Source organism: Dactylosporangium sp. CA-139114 (assembly GCF_050955725.1).
GTDB lineage: Bacteria > Actinomycetota > Actinomycetes > Mycobacteriales > Micromonosporaceae > Dactylosporangium.
The window spans coordinates 5758030-5779579 of record NZ_CP192080.1 but is presented as its reverse complement, the minus strand read 5'-3'; the positions used below and the strand labels follow the sequence as shown (position 1 = coordinate 5779579).

The window sequence follows — 21550 nt, the reverse complement described above, 5'->3', positions numbered from 1 at the left end:
GGGTTACGCCAGGCGGCGGCGCAGGAATCCCAGCGCGTGGGTGAGCAGCCGGGAGACGTGCATCTGGGACATGCCCACGCGCTCGGCGATCTCGGACTGGCTCAGGTTGCCGTAGAAGCGCAGCGCGATGATGCGCCGCTCCCGCTCGGGCAGGCCGGCCATCGCCGCCGGCAGGGACGCGCGCAGGTCCGCCAGTGCGAAGCCGGGGTCCTCGGCGCCCACGAGCTCGGCCAGGGGCGTGTCCTCGTGCTCGCCGGCCGCGGGCGCGTCGATGGAGATCGGGCGCTGCAGGTGACCGGCGGCGGCGCACTCGACGATCTCGTCCACGCCGGCGCCGAGGTGCTCGGCGAGGTCCTCGGCGCGGGGCGGGCGGCCGAGGGCGAGCGTGAGCTCGTCGCGCGCCCGGTTCAGCCGCATCCGCAGCTCCTGCAGGCGGCGGGGGAGGCGCACGGCGCCGGTGCGGTCGCGGAAGTGCCGTTTGAGCTCGCCCGTCACGGTGGGGCTGGCGTAGGCGCCGAACTCGATGGCGCGCTGCGGGTCGTAGCCGTCCACGGCCTTGATCAACCCGACCGCGGCCACCTGGGCGAGGTCGCCGACCGGCTCGCCGGAGGCGCAGTAGCGCCGGGCCAGGTGGCGCGCGGCGGGCAGGCACAGCTCGATGATCTCGTCCCGGAGTCGGGCGCGGCGGGGGTCGGCGGGGCTCAGGGAGTGCAACCGCTGGAGCATTTCGGTGACGCCGACGGGCCAGTGCCCGTGCCCGAGGTGCACGGCCCCGAGGTCGACGGGGGTGCCCGCACGGTCCTGCGCGGGCCAGCCCGCCTCCCCGTAGGCGTCGAGCTCCTTGGCGACCCCCGCGATCTCCAGCGCCGCGAGGGCGGTGCCGCGCGCGTCGGTCAGCCGGAGGTCGCCGCCCGCGCCGAGCGCGCGTTCGCGCAGGTAGAGCAGCACCTTGATGGAGGCCGCGTCGATCAGCCGCAGCGCGGCCGCGTCGAGCGTGATCGTGTGCGCGCCCGCGTCGAAGCGCCGGTAGACGACGTGACGCAGGTAGGGGACCGACGCGTAGTCGAGCACGCCGCATAACTCCAGCAGCGTCTCACCCCCGCGGCACGACATCGTGACCGACAGCTCCATGGCCGCTACTTGCCCTACGGCAAATATTTCAAACGTCTCGTTTCACGGCGGGTGTCGTGGGTAGCGGGCCCACCATGGCCGAACCGCAGCAGCAGCCGCCCGGCACGCTCGGCGCGATGGTGACCAAGCCCGACCACGGCGAGGAGAGCTACCGCGGCTGCGGCCGGCTCAACGGCAAGGCGGCCGTGGTCACCGGCGGCGACAGCGGCATCGGCCGGGCGGTCGCGATCGCCTTCGCCCGCGAGGGCGCGGACGTGCTCATCGCCTACCTCGGCGAGCACGACGACGCGCGGGACACGGCGAAGTACGTGCAGGCCGAGGGGCGCCGGGCCGTGCTCGTGCCCGGGGACCTCGCGGACCGGGCGACCTGCGAGGCCGTGGTGCGCGCCGCCGTGCAGGAGTTCGGGCGCATCGACGTGCTGGTGAACAACGCGGCCTTCCAGATGACCCACGAGACGCTCGAGGAGATCTCCGACGAGGAGTGGACGCGCACCTTCGAGGTCAACATCCACGCGATGTTCCGGCTCGTGAAGGCGGCGCTGCCACACCTGGGGCCGGGCTGCTCCATCATCAACACGAGCTCGGTGAACTACGACCAGCCCAAGCCGACGCTGCTGCCCTACGCCACCACGAAGGGCGCCATCGCGAACTTCACCGCGGGCCTGGCCCAGATGCTCGGCCCGCGCGGCATCCGCGTGAACGCCGTCGCGCCCGGCCCGATCTGGACGCCGCTGATCCCGTCCACGATGCCGCCCGAGCAGGTGGCGGAGTTCGGCCGCAACACGCCGCTCGGCCGGCCCGGGCAGCCCGCCGAGGTGGCGCCGGTCTATGTGCTGCTCGCCGCGGACGAGGGCAGCTACATCTCCGGCGCCGTCGTGCCGGTCACCGGCGGGAAGCCGGTTCTCTGAGCCACGGCCGGCACCGGCGGGCGGCGTTTGGTCCGCGGGCGGGCCGGGAAACGGATCGACATGAGTGGGCGGATGGCCAAGCTGGCGTACAAGCCGGTGGGCGTACTGCTCGGCGCCGCGGCCGGGGCCGCCGCCGGGCTGATCTTCAAGCAGGTGTGGCGCGTCGCCGGGCATGACGACGACGCGCCCAACGCCACCGACGAGGATCGCGCCTGGGGCGAGATCCTGGTGGCGGCGGCGTTGCAGGGCGCCATCTTCGCCGTGGTGAAGGCGGCGGTGGACCGGGCGGGCGCGATCGGTGTGCGCCGCGCGACCGGGCGCTGGCCCGGCTGAGACCCGGCGCGACTGCTGAGCGGTGACGACGCACGTGCGTCGTCACCGCTCTTTGCTGTGCCGCCGCAATCGCGTGCAATGACTTGCGATCATGGACTCGAAAATTGCGCAAGAAGGCGACGGCAATTGCCGTCGGAATCGGCCGGAACGCGTGCTGACCGAACCGGTTAAGGGGCCGTGACCAGGGCTGTACTGCGGTTCCGAGGCCGGTAAGCCGCGCTGCGCGGACGGCAGTCTTGTCGAGTTTTTGCAACGAACGCTGGACTTCTGGCGGCAATACTCGTACTGTCTGCGACACCGAAACGAAACAAATGCCTTTCCCGCACCCCGTCCGCCTGAAGGGATAGATAGATGTCGATAAAAGCACTCCGCTTGGCGCTCGTCGTCGCGCTCGGGGCCACCACGCTCGCCGCGTGCGGCGACAGCAAGGACGACGCCGCCGCCGGAGGCCCGACGACCATCGTGGTCGACTGCCCGCCGCAGAAGACCGACAACAACGGCAAGTCGCTGCAGCTGTGGAACGACGACGTGGCCGCGTTCCAGAAGGCCCACCCCGGGGTCACCGTGAAGACCGTCTCCGTCGGCAGCCAGTGCGACAACCCGCCGGACTTCACCGCCCGGCTGCAGGGCGGCACGCAGGCCGACCTGTTCTACGGGTACATGACCGACCTGGACCAGGTGCTCGACGCCGACGCGGCCGAGGACATCACCAGGTACATCACCGCCGACACGATCCCGAACTGGGACAAGGTCCTGCCCTCGATCAAGGACCCGTTCATCGAGAACGGCAAGACCTACGGCATCGGCTACGCCGGCTACGGCCTCGGTCTCGTCATCAACAAGAAGCTCTTCCAGCAGGCCGGCCTCGACCCCACCAAGCCCCCGGCGACGTGGCAGGAGGTCGCCGCGGCGGCCAAGAAGATCAACGCGCTCGGCAACGGGATCGCGGGCTACCAGGAGTACAGCGCCGGCAACACCGGCGGATGGCACTTCTCGGCCGCCCTGTACTCCCGCGGCGGCTCGGTGGTCAGCGACGACGGCAAGAAGGCCGCGTTCAACACCACCGAGGGCAAGGCCGTGCTGCAGCAGCTGCACGACATGCGCTTCACCGACAACAGCGTCGGGGAGAAGCAGCTGCTGCAGTGGGCCGACCTGCTCACCAACGCCGGCGCCGGCAAGGTCGGCATGTACGTCGGCGCGCCCGACACCATCAAGGCGATCGTCACCCAGTTCAAGGGCGCCTACGAGGACTGGGCGATCGGTCCGATGCCCGGCGACAACGGCCCGGCGAAGACGACGCTCGGCGGCGGCAGCGGCTACTTCTTCAAGAAGGGCCTCTCCCCGGCGCAGATCAAGGCCGGCCTGCAGTGGCTCGCCTTCGAGGAGTTCACGCCCGGCCAGGGCCAGTTCAACTACGTGGCGCAGAAGAGCATGGGCGTGCCCGTGGGCCTGCCGGAGCCGCTCATCTGGAAGCCCGGCACCGACGTGCAGCAGCGGGACGACGAGCTCAAGAAGGCCAACACCAACCTGAACCTGGCCGACTACGCGCCCTACGCCGACCACCCCGTCACCATCAAGGCCGAGCCGCCGCGGGCCCAGGCCATCTATGCCGTGCTCGACGCCGCGATGTCCGCGGTGCTCACCCAGCCCGGCGCCGACATCAACGCCCTGCTGGCCACCGCCGAGCAGAAGGTCAACACGATCCTGTCCCAGGAGTCCTGAGTGCACGGCGCGGTCCGGCTCGACAGCGCGGTGCGGCCGGCCCGCGCCCTGCCGAAGACGCAGAGTCTGTGGCAACGCCGCCTGGTGCACAACCTGACCGGGCACGGCTTCCTCGCCGGGGCGGTGGTCTGCTTCGCGGTGTTCTCGTGGTATCCGATGGTCCGCGAGTTCGTGATGAGCTTCCAGCGCACCCGGCGCGGTGTCACCACCTGGGTCGGCTGGGACAACTACGTGCGGCTCTGGCACGACCCCAGCTTCGCCGCGGCGTGGCGCAACACGGCGATGTTCACGGTGCTGGCCCTGGTGATCGGCTACGCGCTGCCGTTCTTCATCGCCGTGCTGCTCAACGAGCTGCGCCACGCCCGCGGCTACCTGCGGGCCGTGGTCTACCTGCCGGTGATGCTGCCGCCCGCCTCGGCGCTGCTGCTCTTCCGCTACGCCTACGACCCGGGCGACGCCGGCATCTTCAACCACCTCCTGCACGCGGCGCACCTGCCGACGTCGCAGTGGGTGCAGTCCACCACGATGACGACTCCCTCGCTCGTCATCGCGGCGACGTGGATGAACGTCGGAAGTTCGATCCTGGTGTACCTCGCCGCGCTGCAGAACATCCCGGGGGAGCTCTACGAGGCGGCCGAGCTCGACGGGGCGGGACTGCTGCGGCGGCTGTGGCACGTCACCGTCCCGCAGACCCGGCTGATCCTGTCGCTGATGTTCCTGCTGCAGGTCGTGGCGACCATGCAGGTCTTCATCGAGCCGCTGATCCTGGCCGGCGGCGCCGGGGTCGAGGACTCGGCGACGTCGGTGGTCTACCTGATGTACCAGCACGCGTTCAAGCAGAACGACCTCAACGGCGCCGCCGCCCTCGGCGTGATGCTCATGGTCGTGCTGGCCGGCTTCTCGGTCGCCTACGCGCGGCTGAGCCCGAAGCAGGATTGAGGGCCGTCACTTGGACACCGCCGCCCGCACGCTGATCTCCCCGGCCCGGCTCAAGCGCCCGGGGGCCCGCCGCGCCTACTGGGCGATCGTCGTCGCCGTCGTGGTGCTCTTCACGATCGTGTTCACCGGCCCGCTGTACTGGATGGTGACCGGCGCGCTGAAGTCCGGCCCGGAGGTCGCCCAGATCCCGCCGACCCTGTATCCGCAGGACCCCCAGCCCGGCAACTACGCCGAGGCGTGGACGGCCCTGAGCCTCGGGCGGCTGCTGCTCAACACGGTCTGGTACGCCTTCGGAGCCCTCGCCTTCCAGCTCGTCTTCGACGTCGCCGCCGCCTACGCGTTCTCGAAGCTGCGCCCGGCGTTCGGCAACGGGATCCTGGCGCTGATGCTGGCCACGCTCATGATCCCCTCGACGGTGCTGGTGATCCCGCAGTACGTCACCGCCATCGACCTGCCGCTGGTGCACTGGAACCTCGTCGACACCCCGTGGGCGATCTGGCTGCCCGCGGTCACCAACGCCTTCAACATCTTCCTGCTCAAGCGGTTCTTCGACTCGATCCCGACCGACCTCATGGCCGCGGCGGCGATCGACGGCGCCGGGCCGCTGCGCAGCCTGTGGTCGATCGTGCTGCCGATCTCCCGGCCGATCCTCGGCGTCGTGTCCATCTTCTCGCTCACGGCCATCTGGAAGGACTTCCTCTGGCCGCTGCTGGTGGAGCCCTCGTCCGAGAACCGGACCGTCAACGTCGGCATCTACGCCTTCTCGCAGGGCCTCACCCAGAACGTCGTCATCGCCGGCGCCGTCATCGCCGCCGTCCCGACCGTCGTGTTCTTCCTCGTCTTCCAGAAGAACATCATGTCCGGCCTCACCACCGGCAGCCTGAAGGGCTGAAGCACCCCATGTCACGTCGCATGTTCGCGGCGGCGCTGTTCGCTGCCATCATCCTGTGCCCGGTCCCCGCGTCCGCCGGTGTCACCCCGCCCGGCGCCACCGTCGCCTTCACCACCTACGAGGCCGAGAACGCGGCCACCAACGGCGCCCGGGTCGGCCCGTCCGTGGACTTCACCCAGCTCGCCGCCGAGGCCTCCGGCCGCCGCGCGGTCTCGCTGCGGGCCGGCCAATGGGTCGAGTTCACGCTCAAGGCCAAGGCCGACGCGGTGAACGTCCGCTACTCGCTGCCCGACGGCAGCCCGGACGCCAAGCTGCGCGTCTCCACCGGCACCGACCTGCCCCTCACCACCCGCTACTCGCACGTCTACGGCAACTTTCCCTACACGAACAACCCGGCCGACGGCGGCCAGCACCACTACTTCGACGATGTCCATGCGCTGCTCGGCCGGACCCTGCCCGCCGGGGCCAGCGTCCGGTTCACCGCCACCGCGCCCGTCGTCGTCGACCTCGCCGACTTCGAGCCGGCCGGTCCGCCCGCCGCCCGCCCGTCCGGCTTCCTCAGCGCGACCGACTTCGGCGCCGACCCGAGCGGCGCCGCCGACTCCGGCGCCGCGATCCAGGCCGCCCTCGACGCCGGGAAGGCCCAGGCCAAGGGGGTCTGGCTGCCCGCCGGCACCTACGCGGTCACCCGGCACCTGACCGCGGACGGCGTGACCCTGCGCGGCGCCGGGCCGTGGCACACCGTCCTGCGCGGCGCGAACGTCGGCATCTTCGGCACCGGCGCCGCCGCCGTGCACCTGGCTGGTCTTGCCATCGCCGGCGACACCACGCTCCGCGACGACTCCACCTCCGACAGCGGCCTCGGCGGGACCTTCGGCCACGGGTCCACGGTGGACGACGTGTGGATCGAGCACACCAAGGTCGGCATGTGGTTCGACGGGCCCAGCGACGGGCTCACCGTCAGCCACGCCCGCATCCAGAACACCATGGCCGACGGCGTGAACCTCCACCACGGCGTCGCCCACACCGTCATCCGCGACACGTTCGTGCGCAACACCGGCGACGACGGGCTCGCGATGTGGTCGGACGGGGACGCCGACCACGACAACGCGTTCGTGCACGACACGGTGATCGCCCCGCTGCTGGCCAACGGGTTCGCGATCTACGGCGGCCGCGACAACGCCGTCACCGACAGCGTCGCCGCCGACACCGTCACCCAGGGCGGCGGCATCCACGTCGGCAACCGCTTCGGCGCCGTGCCGCTCGCGGGCACCACGACCATCGCCCGCAACGTGCTGCTGCGCGCCGGGAACCTGGTGCCGAACCCGCCCGAGGAGGTCGCCGCGCTGTGGTTCTACGCCGCGGACGCCCCGATGACCGGCGCCGTCGACGTGCACGACGTGTCCATCGTGGACAGCCCGTTCGCGGCCGTGCAGTTCTTCGGCAAGCGCATCGACAACGTGCGCCTGGACCGGGTCGCGATCATCCGGCCCGCGACGTTCGCGCTGCAGCTGCAGGCGCCCGGCTCCGCGCGCTTCTCGTGGGTGGTCGCGACCGCCGGGAAGTACGACTGCGGCAGTGGCTTCGTCATCGACCGCGGCCCCGGGAACCTCGGGTGGGCGAGCACCGCCTGCGGCTTCCCGCCCGCCGGCGCGCTGAAGCTCGGCGCGGACAGCCTCGACTTCGGCAACCAGGCGCTGCACACCACCGGGACCAAGACCTTCACCATCACCAACCCCGGCCCGAAGCCGATCGACGTCCGCGCGCTGCGGGCCCCGACCGGCTACACCGCGACCGCGCCGTGCGCCACGATCGCCGTCGGCGCGACCTGCACGGTCACGGTCACCTTCGACCCGGACCACGCCGGCGTCTTCGCCGAGCGGATCATGGTCGACACCACCTCGCCCGCCGGCCCCTACGTCGTCTCCGTCCGGGGCATCGGCTTCGACCCCGACGGCAACCTCGCGCTCGGCCAGCAGATCACCTCCAGCTCGCAGGCGCTGTCGTGGACCGGCCCGGCCAACCTGATCGACGGCGACCCGGGCACCTACTTCGAGAGCGCCAACAACGCCTTCCCGCAGACCGTGACCCTCGACCTCGGCGACACCCGCACCGTGGACCGGCTCGTGCTCAAGCTCCCGCCGAACTGGGGCGCCCGCACCGAGACGATCGAGGTCAACGGCGTGGTGCCGGCGAGGGACTACACCCTCGACCCGGACACGGGCAACGCGGTCACCATCACGTTCCCGCCGACCGCGCTGCGCACGATCACCCTGACCTTCACCGCGAACAACGGCTGGCCCGCCGCCCAGCTGTCCGAGTTCGAGGTCTACGCGCATTAGAAGGGAGCAGCACATGCAACGACGACTGATCGTCGCGGCGGCCGCCACCGCCGCGGCCATCGCGGGCGCCGCCATCGCCCTGGTCGCCCGCCCCGCCGACGCGGCCACCGCCACCTACCAGGCCGAGTCGGCCACGCTCTCCGGGGGCGCCGCCGTCGCCGCCGACCACGGTGGATACACCGGCAGCGGGTTCGTCGGCGGCTACACCGACGGCAACAAGGGCAGCGCCGCCACCACGTTCAGCGTGCAGGCCGGCAACCAGCTCGCGCTGCGCTACGCCAACGGCACCGGCTCGGCCAAGACGCTCTCGCTCTACGTCAACGGGTCGAAGCTGCGGCAGATCTCACTGCCGGCGACGGCGAACTGGGACACGTGGTCGACGGCGACCGAGTCCGTCTCGCTGACGGCCGCGAGCAACACGGTCGCCTACCGGTTCGACGGCACCGACTCCGGCAACGTGAACCTCGACAGCGTGACGGTCTCGACCGCGGCCTCGAGCGGCCTGGAGGCCGAGAACGCCGCGCTGTCGGGCGGGGCCGTCGTGGCCACCGACCACGGTGGATACACCGGCACCGGGTTCGTCGGCGGGTTCACCGACGGCAACAAGGGCAGCGCGTCGGTCGGCTTCACCGTGCCGGCCACCTCGTCGCTGACGCTGCGCTACGCCAACGGCACCGGCTCGGCCAAGACGCTCTCGCTCTACGTCAACGGGTCGAAGCTGCGGCAGATCTCCCTGCCGGCGACGGCGAACTGGGACACCTGGGCCACGGCGACCGAGCCCGTGAACCTGACGGCCGCGAGCACCACGGTCGCCTACCGGTTCGACAGCACCGACTCCGGCAACGTCAACCTCGACAGCCTGACCGTCGGCGCGGCCCCTTCGCCGACCCCGTCCACGTCGGCCCCGCCCGGATCTGCCTCGACCTACGAGGCCGAGACCGCGTTCTTCTCCGGCGGGCCGAGCGTCTCCGGCGATCACCTCACCGGCTTCTCGGCCGTGGGCGCGCGGGTCATCGTGTCCGTGCACGCGCCCGCCGCGGGCGCGCGGCAGGTCTCGCTGCGCTACACGAACACGTCCGGTGCCGTGCGCACGCTGTCGCAGTACGTCAACGGCATCAAGATCGGACGCGTGGACCTGCCGGCCGGGCCGGGGTGGCTCACCGCCAACCAGACGGTCACCCTCCGCGCCGGGCTCAACCTCATCGGCTGGCAGGTCGACAGCGGCGACACCGGCGGCGTCGACATCGACTCGGTCGGCGTCACCGGCGGGCTGGCCCTGGCCGCCCGCGGCGCGACGCTGCCCTACACCGAGTACCGCGCGGCCGACGCCACCACGAACGGCACGAAGCTCGCCGCGAGCCGCACCTTCCTCACGGTGGCCAGCGAGGCGACCGGGCGCCAGGCCGTCCAGCTCACCGGGGCCGGGCAGTACGTGCAGTTCACGCTGAGCAAGCCGGCCAACGCGCTCACGATCCGCTACTCGATCCCGGACAGCGCGGACGGGGCCGGGGCGAGCGCCCCGATCTCGCTCTACGCGAACGGGACGCACGTCAAGGACATCACGCTCACGTCCCGCTACTCGTGGGTCTACGGGGCGTACCCGTACACGAACGTCCCCTCGCAGGGCTCGGCCCATCACTTCTTCGACGAGACCCGCGCGACGATCGGTGACTGGCCCGCCGGGACCGTCCTGAAGCTGCAGAAGGACGCGTCCGACACGGCGAGCTCGTACACCATCGACGTCGTCGACGCCGAGCAGGCCGCGGCCGCCTTCACCATGCCGGCGAACTTCGTGTCGATCACCAGCTACGGTGCCACCTCCGGCGACGGCTCGGACGACACCGGCGCGATCACCAACGCCGTGTCGGCCGCGCGCAGTGCCGGGCAGGGCGTGTGGATCCCGGCCGGGACGTTCGACATCACCAGCCGGATCAACCTCGCGGGCGTCGCGGTGCGCGGGGCCGGGCAGTGGTACAGCACCGTGAAGGGCCGCAACGGCAAGGGCGGCTTCTTCGCCACCGGCTCCGGGGTCACCATCGCCGACCTGACGATGTCCGGCGACGTCACCTACCGCGACGACACCAACTTCGACACCGGCATCGAGGGCAACTTCGGCACCGGCTCGCTGCTGTTCGACGTGCGCATCGAGCACACCAAGACCGGCGTGTGGGTCTCCGCGGGCACCGACGGCCTGTACGTCGCCGCGCTGTGCATCGCGAACACGTTCGCCGACGGCGCGAACCTCAACGCCTACCTGGGCAACGTCAGCAACACGCGCTTCGACCAGTCCTCGGTACGCAACACCGGCGACGACGCCCTGGCCATGTTCTCCCAGACGAACCCGGTGACGAACTCGTCGTACACCTTCAACACCGTCCAGACGCCGCTGCTGGCCAACGGCATCGGCATCTACGGCGGCAGCGGCAACCTGGCCGCGGACAACCTGGTGTCGGACACCGTGACCGGCTCGGCCGGCATCACCGTCAGCAGCCGCTTCGGCATCCCGTTCAGCGGCCCGACGACCGTCACCCGCAACACCCTCACCCGCACCGGCGGCTACGAGCCGAACTGGCAGTCGAACCTCGGCGCGCTGTGGGTCTACGCCAACCAGTCCGACATCACCACCCCGGTGACCCTCTCCTACAACACGATCGCGGACAGCACCTACCAGGCGGTGCTGCTCAGCGACAGCCACCGCATCGGCAACCTGCTGCTGGACCACCTCACCATCACCGGCGCCGGCACCTGGGGCATCGACGTGCTCAACGTCAGCGGCGCCGCCACCGCCAACTCCGTGACCGTCACCGGGGCCGCGTCCGGCGGCCTCAACAACCCGGGCGGTTACCCGATCACCCGCGGCCCGGGCAACTCGGGCTGGTAAACCCGCAACCTCATTGGGGAGACGCTCCATGCGTTCGAACGGCTGGTGGCGCACCGCCGCCATCTACCAGATCTACCTGCGCAGCTTCGCCGACGGCGACGGCGACGGCGTCGGCGACCTCGCCGGCCTCCGGGCGCGGCTGCCGTACCTGCGGGAACTGGGCGTCGACGCGCTCTGGCTGACGCCGTGGAACGTCTCCCCGATGGCCGACGGCGGCTACGACGTCGCCGACTACCGCGACATCGACCCGCTCTTCGGCACCCTCGCCGACGCCGAGGGCTTCCTCGCCGAGGCGCACGAGCAGGGCCTGCGGGTGCTCGTGGACCTGGTGCCGAACCACTGCTCGGACGCGCATCCGTGGTTCCGGGCGGCGCTCGCCGCGCCGCCCGGCGACCCGGCCCGGGAGCGGTTCTGGTTCCGGCCCGGCCGCGGCGCCGGCGGCGAGCTGCCGCCGAACGACTGGCGCTCCTACTTCGGCGGCCCGGCCTGGACCCGCCTGCCCGACGGCGAGTGGTACCTGCACATGTTCGCCCCCCAGCAGCCCGAGCTGAACTGGGAGCACGAGGGCGTGCGGGCCGAGTTCGAAGACGTGCTGCGGTTCTGGTTCGACCGCGGCGTCGACGGCTTCCGCATCGACGTCGCCCACGGCCTCATGAAGACCCCGGGCCTGCCGGACGTGGGCGCCGACCCGGACCCGGCCGACCTGCCCTACCAGGACCACGAGGGCGTCCACGAGATCTACCGCGCCTGGCGGCGCATCGCCGACGCCTACGCCGACCCGCGGGTCTTCGTGGGCGAGGTCTGGCTGCCGACGACGGCGCAGTTCGTGCGGTACCTGCGCCCGGACGAGCTGCACTCCGCGTTCAACTTCGAGTTCCTGTGCTGCGCCTGGGAGCCCAACGCGATCCGCAAGACGATCGACGACACCCTCGACACGCACCGGCTCGTGGGCGCCCCGCCGACCTGGGTGCTGTCCAACCACGACACCATCCGCCACGTGACCCGCTACGGCCGCGAGGACACCACGTTCGACCTCGGCAACCGCCGCCACGGCGCGTTCACCGACCGGGCCCTGGGCACCCGCCGGGCCCGCGCCGCCGCCCTGCTCACCCTGGCGCTGCCCGGCGGCGTGTACGTCTACCAGGGCGACGAGCTCGGCCTCGCCGAGGTCGAGGACATCCCCCTGGAGCGCATCCAGGACCCGACGTGGGAGCGCTCGGAGCACACCGACCGCGGCCGCGACGGCTGCCGCGTGCCGCTGCCGTGGTCGGGAGGCGAACCCCCGTTCGGCTTCTCGCCCCCGGGCGCGGCGCAGCCGTGGCTCCCGCAGCCCGCGGCCTGGTCGGCCCTGACCGTCGAGGCCCAGGAGCCGGACGCCTCCTCCATGCTGCGGTTGTACCGCCGGGCGCTCGCGATCCGCCGTGAGCGCCTGACCACGCTGCCGCAGGACATCGCCTGGATCGCCGGCGACGACGGCGTGCTGGCCTTCCGCCGCGGCGGCGGCTTCGCGTGCGTCGTGAACTTCACCGCGGCCCCGGCGCGGCTGCCCGCCCACGCCGACGTGCTCCTGACCAGCGAGCCGCTGCTCGACGGCCTGCTGCCGGCCGACGGGGGCGCCTGGCTCGCCCTCTGACGACACCGGCCCGCCGGGGCCCGGTCGTGCGCGGCCGGGCCCTGGCGAGAAACTTGCGGTCCGTGGCTTTCCAGACACTTCCCGCGGGGCCGCCGCAGGTGTGACGCTGCTGGAGTGAGAGCGATCCACCGAGTCGTGGTGCTCGTGCTCGACGGGGCCAAGCCCCTCGACGTGGGCATTCCGGCGCAGGTCTTCACCAACCGGCCGGGGATGCCCTACGCCGTGCACGTGTGCGGGGCCGCGCCCGGCCTGGTCACCGGGGGAGACGGGCTGGCCTACCACGTGGCCGAGGGGCTCGGCGCGTTCGACGCCGCCGACACGATCTTCATCCCGGGGTACCGGCATCCCGACCGGGAGGATCCGCCGGCCGAGGTCGTCGCCGCGCTGCGGGCCGCCCACGCGCGCGGGGTGCGGCTCGCCGCGATCTCGACCGGCGCGTTCGCGCTCGCCGCGACCGGGCTCCTGGACGGCAAGCGGGCCACCACGCACTGGCACTACACGCGCGAGCTCGCCCGGCGCCACCCCGCCATCCGCGTCGACGAGGACGTCCTCTTCGTCGACGAGGGGGAGGTGCTCACCTCGGCCGGGGCGGCCAGCGGGATCGACCTCTGCCTGCACCTGGTGCGGCGGGACCACGGCGTCGCGCTGTCCAATGTGGTCGCCCGGCGGCTCGTCGCGGCGCCGTACCGCAGCGGGGGGCAGGTGCAGTACATCCCCCGCAGCGTGCCCGAGGCCGTCGGCGAGCACTTCGCCACCACCCGGCAGTGGGCGCTCGAGCGGCTCGGTGAGCCGCTGGCCCTCGAGGACCTGGCGCGCAACGCGAACGTGTCGGCGCGGACGTTGTCGCGGCGGTTCCTGGAGGAGACCGGCTACACGCCGACCCAGTGGATCCTCCGCGCGCGCGTGGACCGGGCGCGGGAGCTGCTGGAGCGCAGCGGGCTCGGCGTCGAGCAGATCGCGGCGCGGGTCGGGCTCGGGACCGGCTCGAACCTTCGGCTGCACTTCCAGCGGATCCTCGGCACGTCGCCCAGCGAATACCGCAAGACCTTCGCGCGGCCGAGCGGCTCGACGCACCTGGAAGAGCGGTCGAGGGGCTTGACGCACCTGGAAGAGCGGCCGGGCGGTGTGACGCACGTCGACGGCCGGCCGGGCGGCCTGCCGCACCCGCAAGGCCAGCCGGGCGGCGTGACGCACGTCGACGGCCGGCCGGGCGGTGTGACACACGTCGACAGCCAGCCGGCGGCTTGACGCAGCCGGACCGGCCCAGTGGCGCGATGCTTGCGGAGACTGGCGAGCCGTCTGCTGTCGCCTGATCGGGCGGAAGGGGACGATTGCCGCATGTCTGGACGAATTGCCATCAACGGTTTCGGTCGCATCGGCCGCAGCGTGCTCCGCGCGATCGTGGAGCGCGGCAGCGACCTCGAGGTCGTCGCCGTCAACGATCTCGCGGCGCCGGCGGCGCTGGCGCAGCTGCTGCGGTACGACACCACCCTCGGAAGGTTCGGGCGCCCGGTCGCGGCGGAGGGCGACGAGCTGGTCGTCGACGGCCGGCGCATCCGGGCCCTGGCCGAGCGCGAGCCGGTCAAGCTGCCCTGGGCCGAGCTCGGCGTCGACATCGTGCTCGAGTCGACCGGCCGGTTCACCGCCGCCGACGCCGCCCGCGCGCACCTGGAGGCCGGCGCCGAGCGCGTGCTCGTGGGCGCGCCGTCCGCGGGGGCCGACGTGACGCTCGCGTACGGCGTGAACACCGAGGCCTACGACCCGTACCGTCACACGATCGTGTCGAACGCCTCCTGCACCACCAACGCGCTCGCCCCGCTGGCCGCCGTCCTCGACGGGCTGGCCGGGATCGAGCACGGGTTCATGACGACCGTGCACGCGTACACGCAGGAGCAGAACCTCCAGGACGGCCCGCACCGCGACCCGCGCCGCGCCCGGGCCGCCGGCGTGAACATCGTGCCGACCACCACCGGCGCCGCGAAGGCGATCGGGCTCGTGCTGCCGGGCCTGGCCGGGCGGCTGTCCGGCGACTCGATCCGGGTGCCGGTCCCGGTCGGATCGCTGGTCGAGCTCAACGCGACCGTCGAGCGCGACGTGACGCGCGAGGCGGTGCTGGACGCCTACCGCGAGGCGGCCGAGGGGCCGTTGCAGGGCATCCTGTCGTACTGCACCGACCCGATCGTCAGCGCGGACATCGTCGGCGACCCGGCGTCGTGCGTCTTCGACTCGGCGCTGACCAGGGTCGACGGGCGGCACGTCAAGGTCGTCGGCTGGTACGACAACGAGTGGGGCTTCGCCAACCGGGTCGTCGACACCCTCGGCCTGTTGAGTGCAAAAACCATCGCGTAGATCGCAACCGCCTACGGAGCGGCGGCCGTCGAGGACCGGACGATGAGCTCGGGCTCGAACAGCTCCTCCTCGAGGGGCACCGGCCGCCGCTCGATCTGCGCGACCAGGGAGTGCACCGCGGCCACCCCGATCGCGCCGATCGGCTGGCGCACGGTGGTCAGCGGCGGGTCCATCATCGGCATGTAGACCGAGTCGTCGAAGCCGACGACGGACAGCTGCTCGGGCACCCGCAGCCCCTGCTTGCGGGCCCCGCGGATGGCGCCGAGCGCGAGCGTGTCGCTGGCGCAGACCACGGCGGTCGCCCCGGCCTCCACCAGCGGCGCGACCGCCGACTGCCCGCCGGCGATGGAGAACATCGTGTGCGCGACGAGCCTCTTGTCGGTGGCGAGCTTGCGGAACTCGGTCAGCTTGCGCTCCGAGGGCACGTGCCCGCGCGGCCCGACGATCAGCCCGATGCGCTGGTGGCCCAGGTCGCGCAGGTGCGTGACGGCCAGGTCGACCGCGACCGCGTCGTCGACGGCGACGCGCGGCACCCCGAGGTTCTCGTCGGCCTCGTTGATGAGCACGATCGGCAGCCGCCGCGCCCGCAGCGCCTTGGCCTGCTCGGGCCCGGCGTCGACGTAGCTGGCCCCGACGAAGATGATGCCGGCGACCTTGCGGGCCAGCAGCATCTCGATGTAGTGCGCCTCGGACACCCCGTCGGCGGTGCGGGTGCACAGCACCGGGATGAGCTTCTGGCGCACCAGGGCGCCGGCCATCGCCTCGGCGTAGGCGGGGAAGATCGGGTTGTGCAGGTCGGGCAGCACCATGCCGACCAGGCTGCCCAGCTCCCGCCGGTGCCGGGCCGGCCGCTGGTAGCCCAGCACGTCGAGCGCGGTCAGCACCGCGTTGCGGGTGTCCGCGCCGATCCCGGGCACGTCGCGCAGGACGCGGCTGACCGTCGCCTCGCTGTACCCCGCGTATTTCGCCACCTCGGAGAGCCTCGTCGCCACGGGCTCAGCGTACCGTCCGCGGCAAGAAACCTCGCTGTGCCCGCAAGAACGTGCGGGTTTCGCGGTTCGGATGAGGGGTACTGGCGACGCCATGCGACTGCGCCGGAGTCACCTGGACGACCCGGGCCTCGGCCGGCGCGGATCCACCTACCTCGACGTGCACGGCAACCGGCTGCGCGACCGTTCGGCCGTCGCGCGGATCGAGGCGCTCGCCATCCCGCCGGCGTGGAAGGACGTGTGGATCAGCCCGGACGAGCGCGGGCACATCCAGGCGACCGGGACGGACGCGGCCGGGCGCAAGCAGTACCTGTACCACCGGCAGTGGCGCGAGCGGCGGGACCGCGGCAAGTTCGCCCGCGTGCGCGACGTCGCCGAGCGGCTGCCGGGGATGCGCGCCCGCGTCCGGCGCGACCTGACCCACGGCCGCGGCCTGAGCCGCGACCGCGTGCTCGCCGCGATCGCCGGGCTGCTCGACCTCGGCATGTTCCGTGTCGGCGGCGCGGCCTCGGCCGACCGCGACGAGGAGCCGTCGTTCGGGCTGTCCACCCTGCGCCCCGAGCACGTGCGGCTCCAACGCGGGCGGGTCCTGCTGGAGTTCACCGGCAAGTCCGGCGTGGAGCACGCCTCGCAGGTCGCCGACGGCGAGATCGCCGCCGTCCTGCGCGAGCTGCGCCGGCGCCGCCGCGGCGAGGACCGGCTCTTCGCCTACTGGGACCCGTCGGGCCGCCGCTGGCACCCGGTCGACGCCGGGCTCGTCAACGGGTATCTGCGGCAGATCAGCGGCGAGGAGATGACCGCGAAGGACTTCCGCACCTGGCACGGCACGGTCACCGCCGCGCTGGCGCTCGACGAGGCCGGCCCGCAGCCGACCGCCGCCAAGCGCCGCAAGGCCGTGTCGGGCGCGATGCGGGAGGTCGCCGAGAAGCTCGGCAACACGCCCGCGGTCGCGCGCGCCTCCTACGTGGACCCGCGGGTCGTCAACGCCTTCGAGACCGGCGAGACGGCCGGCTCGGAGCGCGCCGTGCGGGAGCTTCTCGGCCCGGCCTGACCTCGGCGTGTTCCAATATTGGCATGGTCGCGTCCCGGACTGGCTTGGATCCCTCCCGCTTGACCGTCGCCATCGAGCGCGTCTTCAGCGTGCTGCGGCAGGGCAACCCGCCCAACGACATCAGCCTGACCGCCGCGTCGACGATCCGGCGGCTGCAGCAGGAGGGCCCCCGCAAGCTGACCGACCTCGCCACCGCGGAGGGCGTGACGCAGCCGGCCATGACCCAGCTCGTGCAGCGCCTGGAGCGCGAGGGCCTGGTGGCGCGCTCCGCCGAGCCGACCGACCGCCGCGTGGTGCTCATCGAGGTCACCCAGGCCGGCGTCGACCTGCTGGAGCGGCGCCGCGCCGTGCGGGCCGGGCACCTGGCCGGGCTCATGGCCGGGCTCTCCGAGCAGGACGAGGAGCTCCTCGCCGCCGCACTGCCGGCCCTGGAGCGCCTGGCCGCTAGGCCGTGTGTCATAAGTGCTTCGCGAGGCGGCGCAGCCAGATGTCGATGATGCTGATGGTTGTGGTGGTCTCGTACCGCACGGCGAGCTTTTCGTAGCGGGTGGCTACCGCTCGATGGGCTTTGAGCAGGTTGATCCCGCACTCCACGGCGTGGCGCTGCCGGTAGGCCACCAGGTCGAACGCTGGTGGCCTACCGCCCCGCGAACCGCGTGCGCGGCGGTGGGCGGCCTGATCAACTTTGATCGGGATGACGCACCGGATCGACCGCCGCCGCAGGTACTCCCGGTTCGCGCGGCTGCTGTACGCCTTGTCAGCCAGGACCCGGTCCGGGCGGACCCGCGGCCGGCCACCACCGGCACGGACCACCCGGATCCGGCGCAGCACCGTAGTGAACTGCGGGCTGTCCCCGCGCTGCCCGGCAGTCAGTACCAGCGCCAGGACTTTGCGGCCCTGCTCACAGGCCAGATGCAGCTTCGTGGTCCAGCCGCCCCGGGACCGGCCCAGCGCGTGATCACCCGGCTCCGCCGCGCCGTCCCCACCCGGCGGCTCGACCTGCAGATCGGGCCGCTTGCGGGCACCGGCGGCGTGCTGGTGCGCCCGGGTGATCGTCGAATCCACGCTCACGTCCCAGCCGATCAGACCCGCCGCGTCGGCGCGGCCCTGCACCACCGACAGGATCCGCGCCCAGGTACCGTCGCGCTGCCACAGCCGGTACCTGCCATAGATCGTGCGCCAGTGCCCGTAGCACTCCGGCACGTCCCGCCACGGCGACCCGACCCGGATCCGCCACCGAATCCCGTCAATAAGCTGCCGCTTACTCCACCTCGGCGGCCGGCCTGACTTCTTCCCCGTGGGCAGCAGCGGTTCCAGCAGCGCCCACTGCGCGTCGGTCAGGTCGAACCGCCTCGTCACCGCTACGCTGGCCACGAGGTCTCCGTGCAGATGGTTGTCTTGGTCGATAACCCATCTACCGGAGACCTCGCCACATATCGATCACCGACACGCCCGACCAGTCAACTCGCCACCACCACTACACGACCCACTTCTGACACACGGCCTAGCCGTACGCCGGGACCGGGCTCGCCTTGAGGCTCACCGTCTCGCCGCGCAGGATCGGCAGCACGGTGGCCGGGATGTGCGCGGTGACGGTCGGCTGCAGGAAGTTCGAGAGCGGGTCGCGGAACACACCGTAGTCGTCGTAGTGGATGGGGATCACGCGGTCCGGCCGGATCAGGTTGGCCAGGGCCACGCCGTCGCGGGCGTCCATGGTCACCAGCGCGCCCAGGATGCGGGTGCCGCCCAGGTGCAGCAGCGCGGTGTCGATGCCCGGGAAGCGGTCGGGGATGTCGCGCAGCAGGCGCCGGTTGAATCTGGTGTCGCCGGAGATGTACAGCCGCAACCGGCGGAACCCGTCGACCTCCCAGTCCAGGATCGTGCCGATGGTCGTCGGCAGCGCCAGGTGCAGCCCGGTCGGGCCGTGGCGGGCCGGGACCGCGGTGACGCGCAGGGTCTCGGTGCCGCGGCGCAGCACCATGTCGCTCCACGGCCGCAGCCCCACGGCGTCGTCGAAGCGCCACCGCCGCAGCTGCCGCGCGGCCGGGACGGTGGTGAGCACGGGCGCGTCGTGGGGGAGCCGGCGGCGGGCGATCCGATCGAAGTGGTCGCCGTGCAGGTGCGACAGCACGACGGCGTCGAGCGGGGGCAGGTCGTCCGGGCCGAGCGCGGGTTCGGTGAGGCGGCGGCTGGACAGCCCGTGGCCGAGGTAGGCGCGCTGGCCGCGGTGCAGGAAGTTGGGGTCGGTCAGCAGCGTGAACGAGCCGACCCGGAGCAGGACGGTCGCGGTGCCGATGAACGTGGCGGTCGTCTCCATGGCGTCTCCCTGGCGTCTCCATCGTGGTCGGTGGGCTCCACTACCCCTCTTCCGCCGGACGACACGGCGTCGCCGGCACCGGTGGGCGACGACGAGCCGTCTGCCGATCTGCCTGACGGGATCAGTTCGGGGTGGCCGCGAGCTCCACGGATACTCGGCAACCCCGCCGTCCCGACTCGCTGCCCCGTCGACAACCGAGCGAGCCGGTGCGCCCGCCCGGCGCGGGCCGCGGCGCCGGGCTGTGCGTGTCGCTGTCCGTCGTCCGGGGTTCGGTGTGCTCGGTGTCGTCGCCGGCTGTGCGTGTCGCTGTCCGTCGGCCAGAGTTCGGCGTGCTCGGTGTCGTCGCCGGCTGTGCGTGTCGTCGTGCGGAGTTCGGTGTGCTCGGTGTCGTGGTCGGCGTCGGGTGCGGCATCGGTTGCGTGAGTGGCTGTCCGGAGTGCGGCGGGCGCGGCCGAATACATCAGCTCGCTTCGGGTAAGCGAGATGTATGGCTGCAAACAGGAAGCGCTCCGGCACCCTCGACGCCGCCGAGCGCAACGCGATGTCCGACAGCACCTTCGCGTTCCCGCGCCTGCGCAAGGAGCCGCTCAACGACGCCTCGCACGTGCGCAACGCGATCGCGCGGTTCGATCAGGTACGCGACGCCAGCGACGAGGAGCGCGAGGAGGCGTTCCGCCGCATCAAGCGGGCCGCGAAGCGCTACGGCGTCGAGATGACCGAGACGAGCTGGCGGGAGCTGGGCAAGCCGTCGCGCACGATGAAGTCCTCGGACAAGCCGCGCACCCCGGACAAGGCGACGCGCAACCAGCCCCGGTCCGAGCGCTCGCGCGACGACCTCTACGCCGAGGCCAAGCGGCGCAACATCCGCGGCCGGTCGGCGATGACCAAGGCCGAGCTGGTGCAGGCGCTCGGCAACCGCTGACACGCTCCACCCGTCCGGCACGCTCGGGGAACCGCCGACGCACTCCACCTCGTCCGGCACATGCTCGGGGACGGAACCGTCGACGCGCTTCACTGTCTGGCGCGCGCTTGGGGAACCGTCGACGCGCTCCACCCGTCTGGCGCGCTCGGGGTCCGGGGCGCGCTCGGGGAACCGTCGGCCGTCGGCGCGCTTCTCCCTCCAGCCGGCGTTCGGGAGCCGTTGACGCGGGTCATCCCTCCAGCGCAGGTGAGGGCGGCGTCCACCCGGCCGCATTAGCGTGGCCGTATGTCAACGACCGCCACCACGCTCGCCGTCATCGTGCTCGTGCTGATCGTCATCGCCGCGGTCGCGACGGCCATCGGCCGGCGTCGCCGCTCCGTGGAACTGCGCCGGCGGTTCGGCCCCGAGTACGACCGGGCGGTCGCGGAACAATCGTCCCGCCGCGCGGCGGAGCGCGACCTGCGCGGGCGCGCGCAGCGCCACGACAGCCTGGAGCTGCGCGACCTCGACCCGAACCAGCGCCGGGCGTACGCCGACCGGTGGCAGCGCACCCAGGCCCACTTCGTCGAGGAGCCCGAGGTCGCGACCCGGGAGGCCGACGAGCTCGTCACGCAGGTCATGGCGGATCGCGGCTACCCGGTCGACGACTTCGACACCCGCGCGGAGGAGCTGAGCGTCGAGCACGCCGAGACGCTGGTCCACTACCGCGAGGCCCACGAGATCAACAAGGTGAACGAGCGCGGGCAGGCGTCGACCGAGCAGTTGCGCCAGGCCCTGATGCATTACCGGGCACTCTTCGCCGACCTGCTCGGCGAGCGCCCGGCGGCCGGCAAGGCGTGATCGCCCTCGCCGCCAGCTTCCCAGTCGCCACCGCATCCCTGGCCGCCGTCTTCACATCCGCCGCCTTCACGTCCGCCGCGTCCGCCGCCTTCGCGTCCGCCGCGTCCGCCGCCTTCGCGTCCGCCGCGTCCGCCGCCTTCGCGTCCGCCGCGTCCGCCGCCTTCGCGTCCGCCGCGTCCGCCGCCTTCGCGCCCGCCGTCTCCGCCGCCGCCTTCGCGTCCGCCTCCTCCACGTCCGCCGTTTCCGCGTCCACCTCCGCCTCTGCCTCCGCCGCCTCCGCAGCCGGTTCCCGGGGCGTTGC

At 72.3% G+C, this 21550-nt stretch carries 18 protein-coding genes; 14 read left to right on the top strand and 4 right to left on the bottom strand.

Annotation, left to right across the window (positions count from 1 at the left end; translation table 11 throughout):
- Positions 1–3: 3 nt before the first annotated feature.
- Positions 4–1131: a sigma-70 family RNA polymerase sigma factor gene (locus tag ACQP2P_RS25340; protein WP_433604691.1), complete on the bottom strand. Its 1128-nt coding sequence runs from the start codon at positions 1129–1131 to the stop codon at positions 4–6.
- Positions 1132–1205: 74 nt separating this feature from the next.
- Here ACQP2P_RS25340 and ACQP2P_RS25335 point away from each other — a divergent pair, with 74 nt between their 5' ends.
- From ACQP2P_RS25335 to gap, 10 genes are all read left to right on the top strand, one after another.
- Positions 1206–2039 carry a glucose 1-dehydrogenase gene (locus ACQP2P_RS25335; RefSeq protein WP_433604689.1) on the top strand — a complete coding sequence of 278 codons (834 nt, stop codon included), beginning with the start codon at positions 1206–1208 and terminating at the stop codon, positions 2037–2039.
- Between the two features lie 72 nt (positions 2040–2111).
- Positions 2112–2372 carry a DUF4235 domain-containing protein gene (locus tag ACQP2P_RS25330; RefSeq protein WP_433089362.1) on the top strand — a complete coding sequence of 87 codons (261 nt, stop codon included), beginning with the start codon at positions 2112–2114 and terminating at the stop codon, positions 2370–2372.
- A gap of 372 nt (positions 2373–2744) precedes the next feature.
- Positions 2745–4094 carry an ABC transporter substrate-binding protein gene (locus tag ACQP2P_RS25325; RefSeq protein WP_433604687.1) on the top strand — a complete coding sequence of 450 codons (1350 nt, stop codon included), beginning with the start codon at positions 2745–2747 and terminating at the stop codon, positions 4092–4094.
- A 30-nt stretch (positions 4095–4124) separates the two neighbouring features.
- Positions 4125–5033: a carbohydrate ABC transporter permease gene (locus ACQP2P_RS25320; protein ID WP_433619263.1), complete on the top strand. Its 909-nt coding sequence runs from the start codon at positions 4125–4127 to the stop codon at positions 5031–5033.
- Between the two features lie 10 nt (positions 5034–5043).
- Complete coding sequence (locus ACQP2P_RS25315; RefSeq protein WP_433604685.1) at positions 5044–5925, top strand: carbohydrate ABC transporter permease; 882 nt, start codon at positions 5044–5046, stop codon at positions 5923–5925.
- Between the two features lie 8 nt (positions 5926–5933).
- Positions 5934–8267, top strand: a complete 2334-nt coding sequence (locus ACQP2P_RS25310) for a glycosyl hydrolase family 28-related protein (protein ID WP_433604683.1) — start codon at positions 5934–5936, stop codon at positions 8265–8267.
- 13 nt (positions 8268–8280) lie between these two features.
- Positions 8281–11148 carry a carbohydrate-binding protein gene (locus ACQP2P_RS25305; RefSeq protein WP_433604681.1) on the top strand — a complete coding sequence of 956 codons (2868 nt, stop codon included), beginning with the start codon at positions 8281–8283 and terminating at the stop codon, positions 11146–11148.
- A gap of 28 nt (positions 11149–11176) precedes the next feature.
- Positions 11177–12781, top strand: coding sequence for a glycoside hydrolase family 13 protein (locus ACQP2P_RS25300; RefSeq protein WP_433604679.1), 1605 nt, complete (start codon positions 11177–11179; stop codon positions 12779–12781).
- Positions 12782–12895: 114 nt separating this feature from the next.
- On the top strand, positions 12896–14029 hold the full coding sequence (locus tag ACQP2P_RS25295) for a GlxA family transcriptional regulator (RefSeq protein ID WP_433604677.1): 1134 nt from the start codon (positions 12896–12898) through the stop codon (positions 14027–14029).
- A 90-nt stretch (positions 14030–14119) separates the two neighbouring features.
- Positions 14120–15130, top strand: coding sequence for a type I glyceraldehyde-3-phosphate dehydrogenase (gene gap, locus ACQP2P_RS25290; RefSeq protein WP_433604675.1), 1011 nt, complete (start codon positions 14120–14122; stop codon positions 15128–15130).
- 11 nt (positions 15131–15141) lie between these two features.
- Here gap and ACQP2P_RS25285 read toward each other — a convergent pair whose 3' ends face one another.
- Positions 15142–16122: a LacI family DNA-binding transcriptional regulator gene (locus tag ACQP2P_RS25285; RefSeq protein WP_433604673.1), complete on the bottom strand. Its 981-nt coding sequence runs from the start codon at positions 16120–16122 to the stop codon at positions 15142–15144.
- Positions 16123–16213: 91 nt separating this feature from the next.
- Here ACQP2P_RS25285 and ACQP2P_RS25280 point away from each other — a divergent pair, with 91 nt between their 5' ends.
- The gene (locus tag ACQP2P_RS25280) at positions 16214–17170 is read left to right on the top strand and encodes a DNA topoisomerase IB (protein ID WP_433604671.1); all 957 of its coding nucleotides are present in this window, start codon (positions 16214–16216) and stop codon (positions 17168–17170) included.
- Between the two features lie 59 nt (positions 17171–17229).
- Positions 17230–17667: a MarR family transcriptional regulator gene (locus ACQP2P_RS25275; RefSeq protein WP_433604669.1), complete on the top strand. Its 438-nt coding sequence runs from the start codon at positions 17230–17232 to the stop codon at positions 17665–17667.
- Here ACQP2P_RS25275 and ACQP2P_RS25270 read toward each other — a convergent pair.
- Both ACQP2P_RS25270 and ACQP2P_RS25265 read right to left on the bottom strand, forming a co-directional pair.
- Positions 17627–18544 carry an IS5 family transposase gene (locus ACQP2P_RS25270; protein ID WP_433604667.1) on the bottom strand — a complete coding sequence of 306 codons (918 nt, stop codon included), beginning with the start codon at positions 18542–18544 and terminating at the stop codon, positions 17627–17629. The two genes, ACQP2P_RS25275 and ACQP2P_RS25270, sit on opposite strands and share 41 nt — an antisense overlap.
- A 130-nt stretch (positions 18545–18674) precedes the next feature.
- On the bottom strand, positions 18675–19487 hold the full coding sequence (locus ACQP2P_RS25265) for an MBL fold metallo-hydrolase (protein WP_433604665.1): 813 nt from the start codon (positions 19485–19487) through the stop codon (positions 18675–18677).
- Between the two features lie 487 nt (positions 19488–19974).
- Here ACQP2P_RS25265 and ACQP2P_RS25260 point away from each other — a divergent pair, with 487 nt between their 5' ends.
- Together ACQP2P_RS25260 and ACQP2P_RS25255 are read left to right on the top strand one after the other, a co-directional pair.
- Positions 19975–20409: a DUF6582 domain-containing protein gene (locus ACQP2P_RS25260; RefSeq protein WP_433604663.1), complete on the top strand. Its 435-nt coding sequence runs from the start codon at positions 19975–19977 to the stop codon at positions 20407–20409.
- A gap of 285 nt (positions 20410–20694) precedes the next feature.
- Positions 20695–21249, top strand: coding sequence for a hypothetical protein (locus ACQP2P_RS25255; RefSeq protein WP_433604661.1), 555 nt, complete (start codon positions 20695–20697; stop codon positions 21247–21249).
- The last annotated feature ends 301 nt before the right edge of the window (positions 21250–21550 follow it).

Bases quoted from the DNA above. Each gene is read 5' to 3' on its own strand.
- ACQP2P_RS25265 (WP_433604665.1), bottom strand. From the start codon at position 19,487: ATGGAGACGACCGCCACGTTCATCGGCACCGCGACCGTCCTGCTCCGG.
- ACQP2P_RS25305 (WP_433604681.1), top strand. From the start codon at position 8,281: ATGCAACGACGACTGATCGTCGCGGCGGCCGCCACCGCCGCGGCCATC.
- ACQP2P_RS25300 (WP_433604679.1), top strand. From the start codon at position 11,177: ATGCGTTCGAACGGCTGGTGGCGCACCGCCGCCATCTACCAGATCTAC.
- ACQP2P_RS25260 (WP_433604663.1), top strand. From the start codon at position 19,975: ATGGCTGCAAACAGGAAGCGCTCCGGCACCCTCGACGCCGCCGAGCGC.
- ACQP2P_RS25255 (WP_433604661.1), top strand. From the start codon at position 20,695: ATGTCAACGACCGCCACCACGCTCGCCGTCATCGTGCTCGTGCTGATC.
- ACQP2P_RS25330 (WP_433089362.1), top strand. From the start codon at position 2,112: ATGGCCAAGCTGGCGTACAAGCCGGTGGGCGTACTGCTCGGCGCCGCG.
- gap (WP_433604675.1), top strand. From the start codon at position 14,120: ATGTCTGGACGAATTGCCATCAACGGTTTCGGTCGCATCGGCCGCAGC.
- ACQP2P_RS25340 (WP_433604691.1), bottom strand. From the start codon at position 1,131: ATGGAGCTGTCGGTCACGATGTCGTGCCGCGGGGGTGAGACGCTGCTG.
- ACQP2P_RS25310 (WP_433604683.1), top strand. From the start codon at position 5,934: ATGTCACGTCGCATGTTCGCGGCGGCGCTGTTCGCTGCCATCATCCTG.
- ACQP2P_RS25280 (WP_433604671.1), top strand. From the start codon at position 16,214: ATGCGACTGCGCCGGAGTCACCTGGACGACCCGGGCCTCGGCCGGCGC.
- ACQP2P_RS25335 (WP_433604689.1), top strand. From the start codon at position 1,206: ATGGCCGAACCGCAGCAGCAGCCGCCCGGCACGCTCGGCGCGATGGTG.